Source organism: Paenarthrobacter sp. A20 (assembly GCF_024168825.1).
Lineage (GTDB): Bacteria > Actinomycetota > Actinomycetes > Actinomycetales > Micrococcaceae > Arthrobacter.
In genome coordinates this window covers 1,868,701-1,886,258 of sequence record NZ_JALJWH010000001.1, presented here as the reverse complement: position 1 = coordinate 1,886,258, position 17,558 = coordinate 1,868,701, and the positions used below count along the sequence as shown (strand labels likewise).

At 63.4% G+C, this 17,558-nt stretch carries 10 protein-coding genes, 2 tRNA genes and 1 riboswitch; of the genes, 7 read left to right on the top strand and 5 right to left on the bottom strand.

What is annotated here, in order from left to right; translation table 11 throughout:
* Positions 1–133: 133 nt before the first annotated feature.
* Together J3D46_RS08995 and J3D46_RS08990 are read right to left on the bottom strand one after the other, a co-directional pair.
* Entirely contained in the window at positions 134–676 is a 543-nt protein-coding gene (locus J3D46_RS08995) for a PadR family transcriptional regulator (RefSeq protein WP_231341800.1), read from the bottom strand.
* A 30-nt stretch (positions 677–706) separates the two neighbouring features.
* Positions 707–1,690 carry an NAD(P)H-quinone oxidoreductase gene (locus tag J3D46_RS08990; protein WP_253466546.1) on the bottom strand — a complete coding sequence of 328 codons (984 nt, stop codon included), beginning with the start codon at positions 1,688–1,690 and terminating at the stop codon, positions 707–709.
* 103 nt (positions 1,691–1,793) lie between these two features.
* On the opposite strand from J3D46_RS08990, the gene J3D46_RS08985 reads away from it, so the two are divergent.
* From J3D46_RS08985 to J3D46_RS08970, 4 genes are all read left to right on the top strand, one after another.
* Positions 1,794–1,884, top strand: a tRNA-Ser gene (locus J3D46_RS08985).
* A gap of 202 nt (positions 1,885–2,086) precedes the next feature.
* A complete protein-coding gene (locus J3D46_RS08980; protein WP_253466543.1) occupies positions 2,087–2,872 on the top strand; it encodes a VOC family protein in 786 nt (261 codons plus the stop codon).
* Positions 2,873–3,043: 171 nt separating this feature from the next.
* Entirely contained in the window at positions 3,044–3,535 is a 492-nt protein-coding gene (locus tag J3D46_RS08975; RefSeq protein WP_253466541.1) for a septum formation family protein, read from the top strand.
* 182 nt (positions 3,536–3,717) lie between these two features.
* Positions 3,718–8,250 (top strand): ExeM/NucH family extracellular endonuclease, encoded by a 4,533-nt coding sequence (locus J3D46_RS08970; RefSeq protein ID WP_253466537.1) that lies wholly within the window; start codon positions 3,718–3,720, stop codon positions 8,248–8,250.
* Positions 8,251–8,348: 98 nt separating this feature from the next.
* On the opposite strand, the gene cycA is transcribed toward J3D46_RS08970, so the two are convergent.
* On the bottom strand, positions 8,349–9,809 hold the full coding sequence (cycA, locus tag J3D46_RS08965; RefSeq protein ID WP_231341794.1) for a D-serine/D-alanine/glycine transporter: 1,461 nt from the start codon (positions 9,807–9,809) through the stop codon (positions 8,349–8,351).
* A 150-nt stretch (positions 9,810–9,959) separates the two neighbouring features.
* A riboswitch (glycine riboswitch) is annotated at positions 9,960–10,058 on the bottom strand.
* 185 nt (positions 10,059–10,243) lie between these two features.
* Here cycA and J3D46_RS08960 point away from each other — a divergent pair.
* Complete coding sequence (locus tag J3D46_RS08960) at positions 10,244–11,479, top strand: transposase family protein (RefSeq protein WP_253466535.1); 1,236 nt, start codon at positions 10,244–10,246, stop codon at positions 11,477–11,479.
* 24 nt (positions 11,480–11,503) lie between these two features.
* Here J3D46_RS08960 and J3D46_RS08955 read toward each other — a convergent pair whose 3' ends face one another.
* Positions 11,504–13,441 (bottom strand): FAD/NAD(P)-binding protein, encoded by a 1,938-nt coding sequence (locus J3D46_RS08955; protein WP_253466532.1) that lies wholly within the window; start codon positions 13,439–13,441, stop codon positions 11,504–11,506.
* Between the two features lie 60 nt (positions 13,442–13,501).
* On the opposite strand from J3D46_RS08955, the gene J3D46_RS08950 reads away from it, so the two are divergent.
* Together J3D46_RS08950 and J3D46_RS08945 are read left to right on the top strand one after the other, a co-directional pair.
* Positions 13,502–15,748: a prolyl oligopeptidase family protein gene (locus tag J3D46_RS08950; protein ID WP_253466528.1), complete on the top strand. Its 2,247-nt coding sequence runs from the start codon at positions 13,502–13,504 to the stop codon at positions 15,746–15,748.
* 153 nt (positions 15,749–15,901) lie between these two features.
* Positions 15,902–15,989, top strand: a tRNA-Ser gene (locus tag J3D46_RS08945).
* 38 nt (positions 15,990–16,027) lie between these two features.
* Here the strand turns inward: J3D46_RS08945 and J3D46_RS08940 are convergent.
* Positions 16,028–17,461, bottom strand: coding sequence for an MFS transporter (locus tag J3D46_RS08940; protein WP_231343216.1), 1,434 nt, complete (start codon positions 17,459–17,461; stop codon positions 16,028–16,030).
* Positions 17,462–17,558: the final 97 nt, after the last annotated feature.

Here is a 17,558-nt window from a genome sequence, read left to right as displayed (position 1 = left end):
TGCCGTTGGGGCGCTGAACATTCAGGGAGGACGCTAACAAGGAGCTCAACTACCGCAGATCTGCCCACTCCGGAACGAGGGGGTCCGTGCGGTAAGCGGTGGTTCCCGTGCGGTGGGCGTGGCGGCCAGGCAGCTAGCCTGCTCCGCCAGTCCCCTGAGCCTGGACCATGCGTGCTTCGCAGAGATCCAGCCAACGCACTTCGGCTTCGGCCTGGAAGATCAGCGAGTCAAGCACCAGCAGTCCCGCCGTGTCCATCGAACGCTGATTGGCGGACACCGCCTTTCGCGCTTGAGTATGCTCCTGCAAAGCCCTGACGGAGACCTCCCGCTGGGATTGGATCACCGCTGAGGTATCTACGCCCGGAAGCGTCACGGCGAGCGCCAGCTTGATGGCAATTTCGTTCCGTGGCGGGGTGCCACGGTCCACGGCACCACCAAACCAAGCCCCGACGGCCTCAGCTCCCGCATCGGTGATGCTGTAGACGACGTGGCCGCCGCCGTCGTCGCCGTCTTTACTGACCAATCCATCGCGCTCAAGCCGGTCCAGCGTGGTGTAAACCTGTCCGATGTTCAGCGGCCAGGCTGCGCCGGTCCGGTCCTCGAATTCGACGCGCAGCTCATAGCCGTACCGGGGCTGGTCCTGGAGCAGGGCCAGCAGGCTGTGCCGGATGGACATATGGTTCCTCGCTGCAGTTGGTTGGTCGAATCAGAGGAGCAGCAGGACCTTGCCCACGTGCTCGCCGGAGTCAAAGTATTCATGCGCTTCCCTCACCTGGTCCAGCGGGAAGGACTTGGCGACAAGTGGCCTGATCCGGCCGTCCGTGAGCATGGGCCACACGGATTCACGAACGGCGGACATAATGATGCCCTTTTCGGCAAGCGGCCGCGGACGGAGTGCCGTGCCAATCACGGCAGCACGCTTGCTGAGGAGTTGCCCCAGATTGATTTCGGCTTTCGTTCCGCCTTGCAGGCCTATGATGATCAGCCGGCCGTAGTCGGCAAGGGCGTCGACGTTCTGTTGCAGGTATTTGGCACCCACGACGTCGAGGATCACGTCCGCGCCCTTGCCACCGTTTTGGGCTTTGAGGCTTTCGACGAAGTCTTCTTCTGTGTAGTTGATCGCGATGTCGGCGCCCAGGAAGGCCTTGGCGGTGCCCACTTTTTCGTCAGATCCGGCCGTCGTGGCGACGGTTGCGCCGTGCGCCTTGGCCAACTGGATGGCCATGGTGCCAATACCCCCCGTAGCCCCGTGAATGAGCACCGTTTCACCAGGCTGCAGCTGGGCGGTCATGATGAGGTTCGAGTAAACGGTGGCGGCTACCTCGGGCAGGGACGCCGCCGTGATCAGGTCCACTCCTTCGGGAACCCTGAGCACTTGTTCGGCCGGAACCGCGACCTGCTGGGCGTATCCGCCGCCCGAGAGCAGGGCCACTACTTTGTCCCCCACGGAGAACGCCTTGGTGACGCCGGGACCAAAGGCTGCGATGCGCCCGGAAATCTCCAGCCCGGGAATTTCCGAGGCTCCCGGTGGCGGCGGGTAGAAGCCGCGCCGCTGCTGGACATCCGCACGGTTCAGGCCGGCAGCCACGACGTCGATCAGGACTTCGCCTTCGCCCGGTACCGGGGAGGGGACCTCCCGGATTTCGAGGACTTCGGGCCCGCCTGGCTCTGAGATGTAGACGGCTTTCATGACGAACTCCCGGTTTCTTGCTGGTCCTCCAAGGCCCCGGGGCAGGGTTTGCAGGACGTGATGTTTTGGAACAGCCAACTCCCTATGAAACACTACTAGGCGAGGAAGGTTGTCCGAGCGGCCTAAGGAGCTGGTCTTGAAAACCAGTGTGCGGTAACCCCGTACCAAGGGTTCAAATCCCTTACCTTCCGCCAATGAGATGCCCCGGGTTCCAGGACCCGGGGCATTTTTGTTTGTTTAACTGCTGTTCGGCACGGCCACCCGAGCCCAGAACTGAGAACTGACACCCGGAAGATCATTGAAACTGTCAGACCCCCCGCATAGTGTTCTGTCTGTCTCCACACCACTGACATATGCCGTAGCTTTCGCCGCGGAATAACAACAGGAGCCTGACCCATGCCTAAGCCTGACATCACTCCCGGCGCACCCTGCTGGATTGATCTGATGACGTCCGATACGGAAAAGGCCAAGGCCTTCTACACTGCCCTTTTTGGCTGGACCTACGAGACCGGCGACCAGGAAAAGTACGGCGGCTACATCACGGCGTCGAAGGAAGGCCGGATGGTTGCAGGCATCATGGCGAAGCAGGCGGACATGGGTGCCATGCCGGATGTCTGGTCCACCTACCTGCGCACCGATGACATCAAGGCAACCACCGAGGCAGCTGCCGCCAACGGAGGCCAGGTGTACTTGGAACCCATGGAAGTCCCGGAGCAAGGCAGCATGGCCATGTACGGGGACTCCTCAGGCGCTTCCATTGGAGCCTGGCAGTTCGGTGGCATGAACGGCTACGAGGTGGCGGCCGAGGCGGGGGCTCCCGCGTGGCATGAGCTCCTTTCCAAGGATTACGAGTCCGCTGTCACCTTCTACCAGAAGGTCTTCGGCTGGGACACGGAAGTCATGAGCGACACTCCGGAATTCCGCTACACAACTCTTGGCTCCGGCGACGACGCCAAGGCAGGCATCATGGACGCCTCCGGCTTCCTGCCCGAGCAGGTCCCGTCCATGTGGAGCGTGTACTTCGCCGTGGAGGACACGGACGCGACCGTGGAGCAAGCCGCGGCCCTCGGTGCCACCGTCACGCAGCCGGCGGAGGACACTCCGTTCGGGCGGCTGGCTACGTTGTCGGACCCGACAGGCGCCGTCTTCAAGGTGATCCAGGATTTGGGACAGACAGCCTAGACTTTGACACTTCGGGTCACGTCCGGCGGCCTCCCACCCAGGGGCAGCCGGATTGATCCACTCATTGCCGGCATTGGGGGATCGGCCGGCATGGGTCCTTTTCTGGTCCCTCATTGTTGACCACAGGTCCGTTCTTCCGACGCACCGTGGTCCTTCTGGAATGAGGACAGAATGCTCCACCGTTCGAAAACCGTTCGGACTGCCGCCGTGCTGGCTATGGCATCACTGGCACTGGCCGGCTGTTCGTTGATCAGCAGCGGCGACGCCAAACGCGATGAATCCGGCAAGCCGACGGAGTCGTCCAAGGCCGACGCCTTCAAAGTGAAGATGGGCGACTGCATCGCCAACCCGGACAGCCAGGAAGTTGTGGATGTCACCATCATTCCGTGCGATCAGAGCCACGATTTGGAGGCCTTTGCACTGACAAACATCGACGCTTCAACGTTCCCCGGCGATACCGAGGTTGGCACCCAGGCTGAGGAATACTGTGGCGCACAGTTTGCGACGTTCGTTGGCTTGCCGTTCGAGGAATCCGCGCTGGAGGTCACCTTCCTCCATCCCACCAGCGACTCCTGGAAGAACGGCGACCGCGAGATCGTCTGCCTCATCGGTGGCTCCGCAGGATCCGCCACCACCGGGTCCTTGAAGGGCGCTGCCAAGTAGCACGCCAGTGGCCGGAGAACCCTCCGGCCACCATGGGTCCACCTCCCATTCATTCCGTCGTGTTCTGCTATGCCCGAGCAACAGGTTTACCCCGGAGTAACTTCCGGAACAGCGCCCGTTCCACAAGAGAGCGGGCGTCGTCCAAAGGGCCCCACAGGGCCCCCTAATGAAAGTTAGAGCGGATGCACCAACAACATTGGAAATTAGCAGCGGGAACGGTCCTGTCAGTGGGGTTGCTTGCCGCCCCACTGACGGCCGCGCCGGCCATGGCAGCGGATGAACCGTCCGCCCCCGCAGGCACATCGCCCGTGGTGATCAACGAGGCCTACCTCAGTGGCGGCAGCAGCGGTGCGGCCTTCAAGAACAAGTTCGTGGAACTCTACTATTCCTCGGATGAGCCGGTCAGCCTGGCCGGGTGGTCGTTGCAGTACCGGTCCGGCACAGCCACTGCAGCACCCACGGGGATCACTCCCCTCACGGGCAGCATCCCGGCGAAGGGCTATTTCCTGGTTCAGGGCGCCACCAACAGCGGAACGTCCACGGCGCCGGCACTTCCCACGGCCGATGTGCAGGCTACAGGCACTCTGAACCCCAGCGGAACCACTGGCACGCTGATCCTGGCCAAGCAGTCCGCCGCGGTGTCTCCCTTGCCGTCAGGTTCAGTGACGGGGAACGCGGCCATTGCCGACCTTCTGGGCTACGGCGCCTCCAACACCTTTGAGACCGCCGTTGCCACCGCCCCAACCGGCAACTCGGACGTCAAGAGCCTCAACCGCACCAACGGCGTGGACACTGACTCCAACGCCGCAGACTTCAGCCTCAGCACCACCATCACCCCTACGCCGTCCAATGGCGGAACTCCTCCCACCGACCCTGGGCCGCAACCCGGCGTCAAGGCCATCGCGGAGATCCAAGGGACCGGCGCGGCCAGCCCGTTCGTCGGCAGTACCGTGACCACGCGAGGCAAGGTCACAGCCGCTTACGCAACCGGCGGCTTCAACGGCTACTACGTCCAGACTCCCGGAAGTGGCGGCGAAACCGCGGCGGCGGCCAGGACGGCGTCGGACGCTTTGTTCGTCTATTCACCCACGACGGCAGGAACGGTCCAGCCGGGCGACTATGTGGAACTCACTGGTGTTGTCAGCGAGTTCGCCAACCAGACCCAGCTCACCGTTGAAGCTGCGGGGTTCAAGAAGCTCACGGAGGCCGCACCCGAGGTCAAATCCACACCGTTCGTCTTGCCGGCCAACGAGGCTGCCCGGGAAAGCCTCGAGGGCATGCTCGTTGCACCGCAGGGCGACTTCACTGTCACGGACAACTACTCCCTGAACCAGTACGGCGAGATTGGCCTGGCGGCCGGCACATCGCCCCTGGTACAGCCGACGGCGGTAGCCACCTACGGTTCGCCGGAGTACGCCGCGGTGGTTGCTGACAACGCGCTGCGCGGCATCAAGCTCGACGACGGCGCGTCCACCAACTTCCTCAAGGACGCCACCACCAAGGCCCAGCAGTTACCGTACCTGACTGCGTCCGACCCCGTACGTGTGGGCTCGCCCGCGAAGTTCCGGACCGACGTCATTTTGGGTTATGGCAACAACTCCTGGAAATTCCAGCCCCTCGCCGCCCTGAGCCCGGCCAACGCTGAGACGGTCCAGCCGGCAGGCTTCACCGCCACACGGCCCGAGGGCCCCGCTGACGTAGGCGGCAGCCTCAAGCTCGCTTCCTTCAATGTGCTCAACTACTTCCCCACCACCGGTGACCAGCTTGCCGGCTGCGTCTTCTACACCGACCGCGATGGCAACCCCATCACGGTCAAGGAAGGCTGCAACGCCCGCGGCGCTGCCAACGCGGAGAACTTCGAGCGCCAGCAGGGCAAGATCGTCACGGCCATCAGCAAGTCCGGCGCCGATGTCGTGTCCCTCGAAGAGATCGAGAACTCGGCGCAGTTCGGCAAGAACCGTGACGACGCGTTGTCCAAGCTCGTGGACGCCCTCAACGTCAAGACGCCTGGCGTGTGGGACTACGTGCGCACACCCGCCAATGCTCCCCCGCTGAGCGATGAAGACATGATCAGAACTGCGTTCATCTACAAGAAGGCCGTGGCCGAGCCCGTTGGCGAGTCCATCATCCACAACGACACCGTGGCCTTCGCGAGTGCCCGCAAGCCGCTGGCGCAGGTTTTCAAGCCGGTTGGCGGAGACGATGACAAGAAGTTCATCGCGATAGTGAACCACTTCAAGTCCAAGGGCTCCGCGGCCACACCGGACGACACGGACAAGGGCCAGGGCGCCTCGAATATCGCCCGCACCAAGCAGGCCGAATCGCTGCTTGCCTTCTCCAAGGACCTCCAAGCCTCAAAGGGTACTGACAAGGTCTTCCTGATCGGTGACTTCAACGCCTACTCCAAGGAAGACCCCATCAACGTCCTCACGGGCGCCGGCTACACCGATCTGGAAGTGGGTACGGGCAAGCACTCATACCTCTTCGGCGGCATGGTGGGTTCCCTGGACCACATCCTTGCTTCCCCGTCCGCCGCTGAGGCCGTCACGGGAACCGACATCTGGAACATCAACTCCGTGGAGTCCGTAGCGCTGGAGTACAGCAGGTATAACAACAATGTGACCAACTACTATGCCGGGGACGAGTTCCGGGCCAGCGACCACGACCCCGTCGTGGTGGGCCTGAACCTGACCACCGAGGAACCGGAAACCGTTGACCTGCAGTTCCTGGGCATCAACGACTTCCACGGCCGGATCGATTCCAACACGGTCCTCTTCGCGGGCACCGTGGAGAAGCTTCGTGCGGCAGCCGCCCCCGGTGCGACGGCCTTCATCTCCGCCGGTGACAACATCGGAGCTTCGCTCTTCGCTTCATCCGTAGCGAAGGACCAGCCCACCATCGACGTCCTGAACACCCTTGAACTCCAGGCTTCCGCTGTGGGCAACCACGAATTCGACGGCGGCTGGCAGGACCTGCGCGACCGTGTCATTGCGGGAGGCACCAACGCCAAGTTCGCCTACCTTGGTGCGAACGTCTACCAAAAGGGCACCACCACTCCGGTCTTGCCGGAGTACAAGGTCCTGGATATGAACGGCGTGCGCGTAGCCGTTATCGGCACGGTCACGCAGGAAGTTCCTTCCTTGGTAACCCCTGCCGGAATCACGGATCTCGAGTTCGGTGATCCGGTGGAAGCCATCAACCGGGTAGCGGCCAGGATCAAGGCTGAAAGCCTGGCTGACCTGATCATCGTGGAAAACCACGACGGCGCTGCTTCCGGAACGCCCGAGGGCGCCACCCTGGAGCAGGAAGTTGCTGCCGGTGGACCATTCGCCAAGCTCGTCAACGAAACCACTCCTGATGTCGCGGCGATCTTCACCGGGCACACGCACAAGGAATACGCCTGGGATGCCCCGGTCCTGGACGCCAATGGCCAGCCGACCGGCACGACGCGCCCCATCGTTCAGACAGGCAACTACGGTGAGAACGTGGGTAGCGTGACGCTCACCGTGGACACTGCAAGCAAGTCGGTGACGTCGTACAAAGCCGCGGTCGTGGACCGGACCACGGAGACGGCCGAAAGCCTCGTTGCTGCCTACCCGCGGGTGGCGGCAGTGAAAACCATCGTGGACAAGGCCCTTGCGCAGGCTGCGGAGATCGGCAACCAGCCGGTCGGCGCAGTCACCGCTGATATCACCACGGCGTTCACCCCGGATCCGGCCGGCGGCGCCCCCAAGCGGGACGATCGCGCGAGTGAGTCCACCTTGGGCAACCTTGTGGCGGACTCGCTGGTGGACACGCTCAAGGCTCCTGAGCTGGGCGCGGCGGAGATCGGCGTCGTGAATCCCGGTGGCCTGCGTAACGAGCTGTACTACGCGCCGGACGGCACCATCACGTACGCCGAGGCCAACGCGGTCCTGCCGTTCGTGAACAACTTGTGGACCACGTCCTTGACGGGTGCTCAGTTCAAGACGCTCCTAGAGCAGCAGTGGCAGACCAACGCCGACGGCACCGTTCCCAGCCGCCCCTACCAGCAGCTGGGACTGTCCAAGAACGTGAACTACACCTACGACGCCACACGTCCCGCGGGTGACCGCATCACCGGCATCTGGGTGAACGGCGCTGTGATCGACCCCGCCAAGCAGTACAAGATCGGCACCTTCAGCTTCCTTGCCACCGGCGGTGACAACTTCCGGGTGTTCAAGGAAGGCAGCAACACGAAGGACACCGGTTTGGTGGATCGTGATGCGTGGATCAAGTACCTGCAGGCACACAAGCCCGTGTCTCCGGACTTCGCGCGCCGTTCTGTTGCCGTGGCCAACTCCACGCCGGCTGAGGTCAAGGCCGGAGAGTCCATCACGCTGGCCGTCTCCAAGCTCGACCTGACCTCCATCGGCAGCCCGGCAAACGCGTCGCTCAACGCCGTCTTCGTGGACAGCAAGGGCGCGGCGGTGACGCTTGGATCCGTCCCGGTCACAGCTGGTGCGGCCACAGTGAACCTCAAGGTTCCCGCGGCGGCAGCTGCAGGGACGGGCACACTGGTGCTGACCGCCGTCGAATCCGGGACCGTCGTGAAGGCCCTGGTGAAGGTGGCTGAGAGCGGACCCAACCCGCCGCAGTGCACTCCCCCGGTGAAGCCGTCCAAGTGGTACGACATCGTGGGCTGGCTACGGTACGCCTTTGCGTGGTTGGAGTACCAGAAGTGCTTGAGGGGCTGACAACCTCCCAGTGACACAACAGGGCAGGGCCCCTCACGATCTTCCTTCGTGAGGGGCCCTGCTTTTGCCTCGTCAGACAGTTTGCCTGCTCGGACCGTTTACTTGTTTGCCGGTTCCAGCTCCTGGACCCTGTCCGCGTCCCGCTGCAGTTCTGCCTGGAACGCCGCGTAGCGGGCCAGATGTGCGGGACGGCGGCGGAGGATCGCCCACGCGATGCCCAACATCAGGAACCACGCGGGAGTAGCGAGCAGGGCCGCGAGCGTGTCCGGCTGCGTGGTCAGCGTCCACAGCACGAAGGCAAAGAAGGCGAACACTACCCACACCATCACCACCCCGCCAGGCATCTTGAAGGCCGAGGAGTCGTGCAGGTGTGGTCGGCGCTTCCGGAAGGCCAGGTAGCTGGCCAGGATGATGGACCACACGAAAACGAAGCAGACCGCGGACACTGTGGTCACCATGTCGAACGCCTTGCCAATGTCCGAGCCCGCGTACATGAGCACGACGCCGGACAGCAGCAGGACACAGGACAGGAACAGGGCGTTGCGGGGTACTTTGCGTCCTGAGAGCGCGCCGAACACTTTGGGGGCGTCGCCTTCCTGCGCCAGCCCGAACACCATGCGGGACGTGGAGTAGATGCCCGAGTTGGCCGAGGACATGGCGGAGGTCAGCACCACGAGGTTGACCATGGTGGCCGCTGCGCCGAGGCCAGCGAGCGAGAACATGGCAATGAACGGGCTGTGGCCGGCAGCGAACTGGGTCCACGGGGTGACTGACATGAGGATGATGAGGGCGCCCACGTAGAAGAGCAGGACGCGGATGGGAATGGAGTTGATGGCCTTGGGCAGGTTCTTCTCCGGGTCCTTGGCCTCAGCGGCGGTGGTTCCCACCAGTTCAATGCCCACGAAGGCGAAGACCGCGATCTGGAAGCCCGCAACGAAGCCCATGAACTCGTTGGGGAAGAAACCGCCGTGGCTCCACAGGTTGGTGAAGCTGGCCGGTCCGGCGTCGGACTGGAAGCCGCTGAAAATCATGAACAAGCCAACAATGATGAGTGCTGCAATGGCCACGATCTTGATGAGGGCAAACCAGAACTCGGTCTCGCCGAAGGCTTTTACCGTGGCAAGGTTCAGGAGCAGGAGGATGCCGATCGTGATCAGGCCGGGCACCCACAGCGGAAGGGACGGCCAGAGTTCCTGGGAGTACCCGGCGATCGCGATCACGTCGGCGATGCCCGTAATGACCCAGCAGAACCAGTACGTCCAGCCGGTGAAGAACCCGGCCCAAGGGCCGAGCAGGTCAGCAGCGAAATCGCTGAAGGATTTGTAGTTCAGGTTGCTCAGCAGCAGTTCACCCATGGCGCGCATGACGAAGAACAGCATGAAGCCGATGATCATGTACACGAAAATGACGGAAGGGCCTGCAGCGGAGATGGTCTTTCCGGAGCCCATGAAAAGGCCGGTGCCAATCGCTCCGCCAATGGCGATGAGCTGGATGTGGCGGTTGCTGAGCTGACGCTCAAGATGGGGTGAATCGTTACCGGTGGAAGGATGAATCGTCAAAGGAACTCCATCGTTCAGGCGGCACAGGGTGCCACGAGATTCGGGTTCCTCCCCGCTCTGTAGATGGACCTGAGAGTTTCCGCCTTCCTGCCCGGCAGGAACGCTTGCACCTTCGGTGAGCCCGGTGGCCGGACTGCTTTCCAGAGTTGCCTCGCCGCGGCGGTACATGGGCCTGAGAGATTCCTGGGGAGGATTTGCTCCTACGGCGCCTGGGGTGGTGTACCGGCAGGGCTCTCCCGCCGCGGATCAAAAGCGCGCACCACCACACTGGGTGATGCAGCTCACACAGTAACGAAGGCTGGGCTGCTCTGCAACCCCGCGACGAGACTCATGAATAGTGCTCGCGAAACGGGGTGCATGCCTCATTTGAGAAACGCTCGCGAAATCATGGGCCGCTGCGGGCGCGGCGGTGACGATGAGGGATGGACCTGTCGATGGCAACGCGTAGGGAAATCACGAAGAAGTACGCAGCCGATTATGCGAAGTCGTCGAAGAATGCCAAGGGATTGGTTCTGGACGAGCTGGTCGCCGTCACGGGCTGGTCCAGGGCCAATGCCCGGCGGGCGCTTTCCACAGCGCGCAAGCGCAAGGGCCCTGCGAGGGTGGCGGTACGGAAGCCTCGGGGACGAACCTATGGCTATGACACGCTTAAAGTCCTGATCGGTGTGTGGCGGCTGGCGGGGATGCCCTCGGGCAAATATCTGGCCGCGACCATGGACCTGTGGCTACCGAAGCTCGAAGCGTTTGGTGAACTCGACACCAAGAGACTGACACCGGCTGTCAGAGTGCAGTTGATGCAGGTCTCCGGGGCCACGATCGACCGGCTCCTCAAACCCACCAAGGACGCGGACAAACCCAAAGGGCTCTCCGCGACGAAGGCCGGGCCACTGCTGCGTAATTCGATCACGGTCCGTAAGGCCGGCGACGAGCACGAACAGCTCCCGGGTTTCATCGAGGCGGACCTGGTCGTCCATTGCGGCCCCACCCTGACTGGGGAATTCGCACGAACCCTGACCGCCACGGACGTGTTCACCGGCTGGACCGAGAACGTGGCCGTCCGAAACGGGGCGCACGTCTGGGTCCTTGCGGCCATGGATGAGGTCGTGGCACGACTACCGTTTCCCTTGGTGGGGCTTGATACCGACAACGGCGGGGAATTCATCAACTACGCCATGATCGAGTGGGCCGGGAAGAAGGACATCTACTTCACCCGTGCACGGCCGTATAAGTCCAACGACAATGCTCACGTCGAGCAGAAAAACGGTGACGTCGTGCGCCGGCACGCCTTCCACTACAGGTACGACACGGCGGCCGAACTGAAGCTCCTCAACGCCCTCTACGCCTTGGTCCGGATCCGCCTCAACCTCTTTACCGCGACCACCAAAGCCATCGGCTGGCGCTCAAACAAACACGGCAAAAAGACCCGGATCTATGACAAACCACGGACCCCATACCACCGCGTCATCGACTCCGGGATCCTCACCGAGGCCAAAGCGACCGAACTTGCCGAACTAATGGAGACCACCAACCCGGCCGAACTCACCCGCGGCATCACCAGAATCCAAACCCAGCTCATCGCCCTCGCCGCCGAGAAAACACAGGCTCTGGAAGCCTCAATCACGCGAGCAGAAATAACTGAGGCACGCACAACACTTTCGCGAGCATCTTGACATGAGTCATCACGCCCCGCGCCGCTATCGGGCCAGAATGCTACGGGCGATCTCATCGGCGTCGCGGAGGGTCCGCTGTCCGCTGGCGTAGGCCGGTCCGGTCCGCGGCCGGGCTTCCGCGGCAATGGCCGTGCCCCATTGCGTCGCAGAAAGTTGAAGGCCCAAAACAAACAGGTGTTTTGTGACGGATCCGTTCGCAGCCACCGGCCGGTAGGGATGCGGTTCCACGTCCAGGCCTGTGGTCTGCACGGGCGCGCCCTCACCGCCCATCATGATTTTGGTACGCACCAAGCCATCAGCCATCAGTTGCTCCAGCAGCGGGGAGACGTTCATGCCCACCCTGTTTGCCGGCGACATCGCCTCGATGAGCGTCGGCGCCTCAACCGGCGCATCGTGTACCCACGGCGAAACCGCCCGGAACACCCTTTCGCCCCTGTCCACGCTGAACTTCGGGTCCGGTCCGACAAAACTCACGACGCCGGCACGCGCCAAGGCGGCCAACTGCTCCGAGCGCAGCGCAGGCGCTCCGCTGGCCAGTCCTTCAACGAAGGACTCGAACCAGCCCCGCAACCCTGCGAGCCATGACTCGTCCGTAATGCCGCCGTCTGCCACCACCGACTTGAGGATTGCCCGGCCGGTGTGCAGGGCGCCGATGGCCATCTTGACCGGGTCCGCTTCGCCAAGGGCCGATCGCCGGGCATCATCATCCAGGTACGCGGTAATGGCCGCGTCCAGCTCACCCCGGGAGGCAAAGGTGCGTCCTGCCAGCGGTGCAGCAAGTCCACGGAGGTTCAACCGGCGGGAGGAAACGACGTGCTTTTCGACGAGATCGCCCACGCTGCCCTCCCAATGCGTGGTGGTGTGCGCATGCGGCTGGAGTGCGTCCTCAAGATCAGCGAGGAACTGGGCAGGGTCCTTTATTGCCGTGGGCTGGGACCGGGCCAGCGTTGAATAATAGGCCCACAGCGCGTCGCGGTGAAGCAGTGGCCAGAGGTCGTGGTCAAAGCCCGGTTGGATTCCGGCCGCGCGGAACCGGTCCACGGCGTCTTCGGTCAGGTAACGCATGGTGATGCTGCGTGGATAGTAGCCGTCCAGGCCCGCTTTGGCCCGGTACGGCGTGCCCCTGCGGGAGGCGGCGATGATCTTCGGCTCCCGGCCCGATGCCCGGTACTCCAGCACACCGGCCCCAGGCACACCCGCATCAACGAACGTGCCTCCCCGACCTTCGGTCAACTGCCCCACCACGTCGAAGAAGTTCAGCCCCATACCGCGGACCAGTACTGGCTCGTTGTCCGGCACGGCCTGCCAGTCCACGTCCGCTGGCGGCGCGGGCGGGAAGTACAACAGCCCCTGTTCGTCTGCGGCCCTCTTGAAAGAGCGCTGCTCGGGATTCAGGCGGGACTCGATATGTCCCAGCGCGAGGACCACGGAGCCGACGGTGAGGGACGCACCGTTGGCCAGTTCGACGTCGAACCCGTCCTTCACAGGCCGGGCAGCCACGGCGAGGGTCTCGTGGAAGGTGACCTCAACGCCGTCGGGCAGCCGGTTCAGCAGCCCCTCCAGGGTTTGCCTCAAGTACCGTCCGTACAGCGCCCGGCTGGGGAAGTCGTGCGAGTCCAGGACAGCCAGCTCCGCCTTTTCGGCGGCGTTCAGGCCCTCACCATCACGACGCCGGGCCTCACGCCACTGGTCGAACGAACCACCCGTCAACGGCTGGGCAAGCCCGGGTTCCTCAGGGATGAGCGTCGGGTAGAAGGACTGGGTGTTCATCAGATACAGGCGCGACTGCTCCGGCTGCCACACATGGCCCGAACCGGCCGGGAAAGGATCCACGACATGGATGTGCAGGGCGGTCGATTCAGGTGTCTCCGCGGCCCAGTTCGCAAGCAGCCTCTCAAGGACACTGGTGCCCCGAGGGCCGGCCCCAATCAGGGCAACACGGTTGGTTTGCGATTCATCCACGCTCCAGCCTAACTTCTGCGTGACTTGCTTACCGTTGAACAGTGTTGCTTGGATGGGGCGATGACCACCACAGAAGCTGATCAGACGCCACTTCCCGAGAATGACACTGCGACGGCCGCCGGACCGCGCCACGCTGCGGACGTCGCGCCTGAGCCCACGGATGAAAACGTCTGGCTGGAAGACATCCACGGCGAAGAACAGCTGGCGTGGGTCCGCGAACAGAACGCCCGCACCGAGGAACTCCTGGAGGACTCCGAGTACGCCGCTGTTGAGGCCGGCATCCTGGAAGTCCTCGACTCAACGGACCGCATCGCCATGGTCTCCAAACGTGGCGACTATTACTACAACTTCTGGAAGGACCAGGAACACCCCAAAGGCCTCTGGCGCCGCACCACCTGGGAGAGCTACCTCAGCGAGGAGCCGGAGTGGGATGTCCTGCTGGACATAGATGCCCTGGCCGCCGCTGAGGGTGTCGAGTGGGTGTTCCACGGCGCCGGTTTCCTTCGTCCCGCAGATGGCAGCGAGTACCGGCTGGCTATGGTTTCGCTCTCCCCCGACGGCGGCGACGCTGACCGCCACCGCGAGTTCGACGTCGAATCCCGCACCTTCGTGGACGGCGGCTTTGACCTCCCCACAGCCAAAGGCAACGTCAGCTGGCTCGATGCGGATACCCTCCTGGTGTCCAGCACCGCCGAAGGGCTGCCCGCGACGACCTCCTCCTACGCACGGACTGGTGTGAGGCTGCGCCGCGGCCAATCGCTTGCCCAGGCCGAGCGCCTCTTTGAAATCCCCGAAGACCACATGCTGGCAATGGTGGCCCACGACTCGACTCCGGGCTACGAGCGCACCTTCGCCGTGGACTACATCGACTTCTACAACCGCACCACGTCGTTGCTGAAGGACGACTCATGGGTGGCGATAGACGTTCCTACCGATGTGAATATCAGCGCCCACCGTGACTGGCTGCTGTTCCGTCCGCAGCAGGACTGGGATGTTGCCGGCGTTGTGTACCCGGCGGGGTCCTTGCTGGCTGCTGACTTCGATTCGTATCTTGCGGGGTCCCGTTCCCTGCTGGTCCTCTTCACCCCGGACGCCCAAACGTCGTTGCAGTCCTGGAGCTGGACCAGGGAATACCTGCTGCTGAACCTCCTGCGCGATGTCTCCTCCGAGATCCGGGTGCTGGATCCATCCACTGTTGACGCCGGCGGCGTGTGGGGATCCACCCTCCTGGATGCGTGCCCGCCGCTTCACGACGTCAACGCCTATGCCGTGGACGACGAAGACCAGGGCCCTGCCGGCAATGACTTCTGGCTGGTGGCCACCGGCTTCACCACCCCCACTACCCTGACCCGCGGAACACTGACACGCGGTGCGGATGGGCAGTCTGATGGCGGGCAGTCCGGCGGTGTGGTGAGTCAACACGCCGAGGTGAAGCGGTCGCCGTCGTTCTTCAACGAAGCCGAATACGAAGTCCAGCAGCACTTTGCGGTTTCTGAGGATGGAACCAAGGTTCCCTATTTCCAGGTCGCGTCCAAGGACCTGGTGCTCGACGGCCAGAACCCCACCCAACTCTCCGGCTACGGCGGATTCGAAATTTCCCGGACCCCGGCGTACAGCGGATCCATAGGGCGGGCCTGGCTCGAGCGGCGCACAGTGGGCGCCTCCGCCGAGGACGGCGCCGAAGCACACTCGCGTGGCGGCGTGTACGTTGTGGCCAACATCCGAGGCGGCGGCGAGTACGGACCCTCATGGCACCGCGCCGCCCTCCAGGAAAACCGGCACCGTGCCTATGAGGACTTCGCTGCCGTGGCCAGGGACCTGATCTCCCGCGGCGTCACCAGCCGCCCCCGCCTGGGCTGCGTGGGCGGCTCCAACGGCGGGCTCCTGGTGGGAAACATGCTGACCCAGTACCCCGAACTGTTCGGTGCCGTATCCTGCGGCGTGCCACTTCTGGACATGCGCCGGTACACCAAGCTGTCCGCGGGGTATTCGTGGATTGCCGAATACGGCGATCCCGATGTCCCCGGACAATGGGAGTTCATCCGCACGTTCTCGCCGTACCACCTGCTTCACGACGGTGTGGAATACCCCGAAACGTTCATTTGGACCGCCACGTCCGATGACCGGGTGGGACCCGTCCAGGCCCGGAAGATGGCCGCCCGCATGCAGGCGATGGGGATCCCGAACGTCTGGTTCCACGAGGCACTTGAGGGCGGACATGCCGGAGCCTCGGACAACCGGCAAGCGGCGGCTTTGCAGGCACGGAGCAACCATTTCCTGTGGCGTTCGCTTGCTGGAAGCAACTAACCTCTCCGCCGGGCCCGATTCGATGGTTCCCTGCGCACCATGCCGTGCCAACGGCCTATCCTGCAGCGAACCATCGAAATGGGCGGGCGAATGGCCGCGTTTTGCACTGGACCGCAGGTTCTGCGTATCCTTGGTGGGCTAGCAATAGCAAAGGGAGACGTGCCAGAGCGGCCGAATGGGCTTCACTGCTAATGAAGTGTGGGGCACAACTCCACCGGGGGTTCAAATCCCCCCGTCTCCGCGAATTGGTCCCGGTTTTCGAACCGGGACCTTTTGCGTTTAACCGCGCTTCGCTCCGCCGCTGACTTCGGCTCCCGCATGCCGATGAAGCGTGAGGCTGTCCACAGTGCTGACCAGCATCAGCACCGCCATGGCTACGAAGGCCCCCTTGTACGCCGACACTTGGTCCGGGCCGAACACGTCTGTGGCCTCAAAAAGGCGCAGGAACAAGGCACCCACCGCGATCCCGGCCGCAGCCGCCAGCTGAACCAGCGTTGCGGAGATGGCGTTGGCCGAGGGCAACTGTCCAGGGATGATGTCCGCATACTGCACCGAGGCGTACGCGGAGAAACCGATGGAACGGAAGGCACCGCTGAACAGCAACAAGGCGAAAATGAGTGGCTCGGGTGTTTGGGCATCAAGGAAAGCGCACAACGCAAACGTCACGGCCGAAGCAAACGACGCAAAGACCAGCACGGGCTTGAACCCGAAACGCCTGATCAAGGGCGTAGTGGCCGGTTTGATCCCAATGTTGCCCACGAACACCGCTGCCACCATCACGCCGGCCTTGAGGGGATCCCAACCGAACCCGTCCTGGAACATCAGCGGCAGCAGGAAAGGGACAGAACTGATGGTCAGCCGGTAAATGAACCCCCCGGTGGATGTTGCCCTGAACGTCCTGGTCCCGAAGACGCTGAGGTTGAACAGCGGAACTTTCGCCTTGCTCATCCACCAGACCGCGCCCGCGAGCGACAGCACCCCTGCGGAAACCACTCCCGCGGCCAGCACATTCGATGCGTGTCCCCCCAGGGTTTCCAGCCCCACCACCAACGCGCCTACACCCAGGGTGGTGAGCAGCAAGCCGAACCAGTCCAGCCGGCGCTTCCCGTCGAACTGCGTTTGCGGCACCAGCCGGAGGGCTGCAATGAAGGCAGCCAGGCCCAGCGGGACGTTGATGATGAAGATCCAGTGCCATGAAAGGAAGGTCGTGAGGGCGCCGCCCACCATCGGGGCCAGGACAGGAGCAAGGAGCCCGGGCCACACCAGATAAGCGGTAGCCCGGAGAAGCTCGGATTTGGGGGTGCCCCGCAGCACCACCAGGGTGCCTACGGGAACCATCATGGCCCCGCCCATGCCCTGCGCCACCCGGCTGAGCGTGAGCATAGTCAGGTCGGTGCTGATCGCGCAGAGCAGCGAGGCAATGGTGAACACGGATATCGCAAGGCAGAAGATCCTGCGAGCGCCAAACCGCTCAGCGAGCCAACTGCTCAACGGAATGCCCATGGCGACCGTCACCAGGTACGCCGTCATGGTGATGTTGATGTCAGCAGGTGCCACCCGGAAATCGGAGGCGATGCTGGGGATGGCCGTCGTGAGGATGGTCCCGTCCAGGAATTCCATGAAGAACGTCGCCGCCACGAGCAGTGCCAGGCGCGGCCGCCAACTCGTCTGGTTGGCTGCGTCGACGTCTGTGCTGCTCGGGTTTGTGCTCATGGCTCCGGTCCGGGTTCTGGCGTATGGCCCGCGACAGGGAGCGGGCTGTTTGGTCGATCCTATAGAGGCAGCGTGGGAGCGATCACAACATGACGCA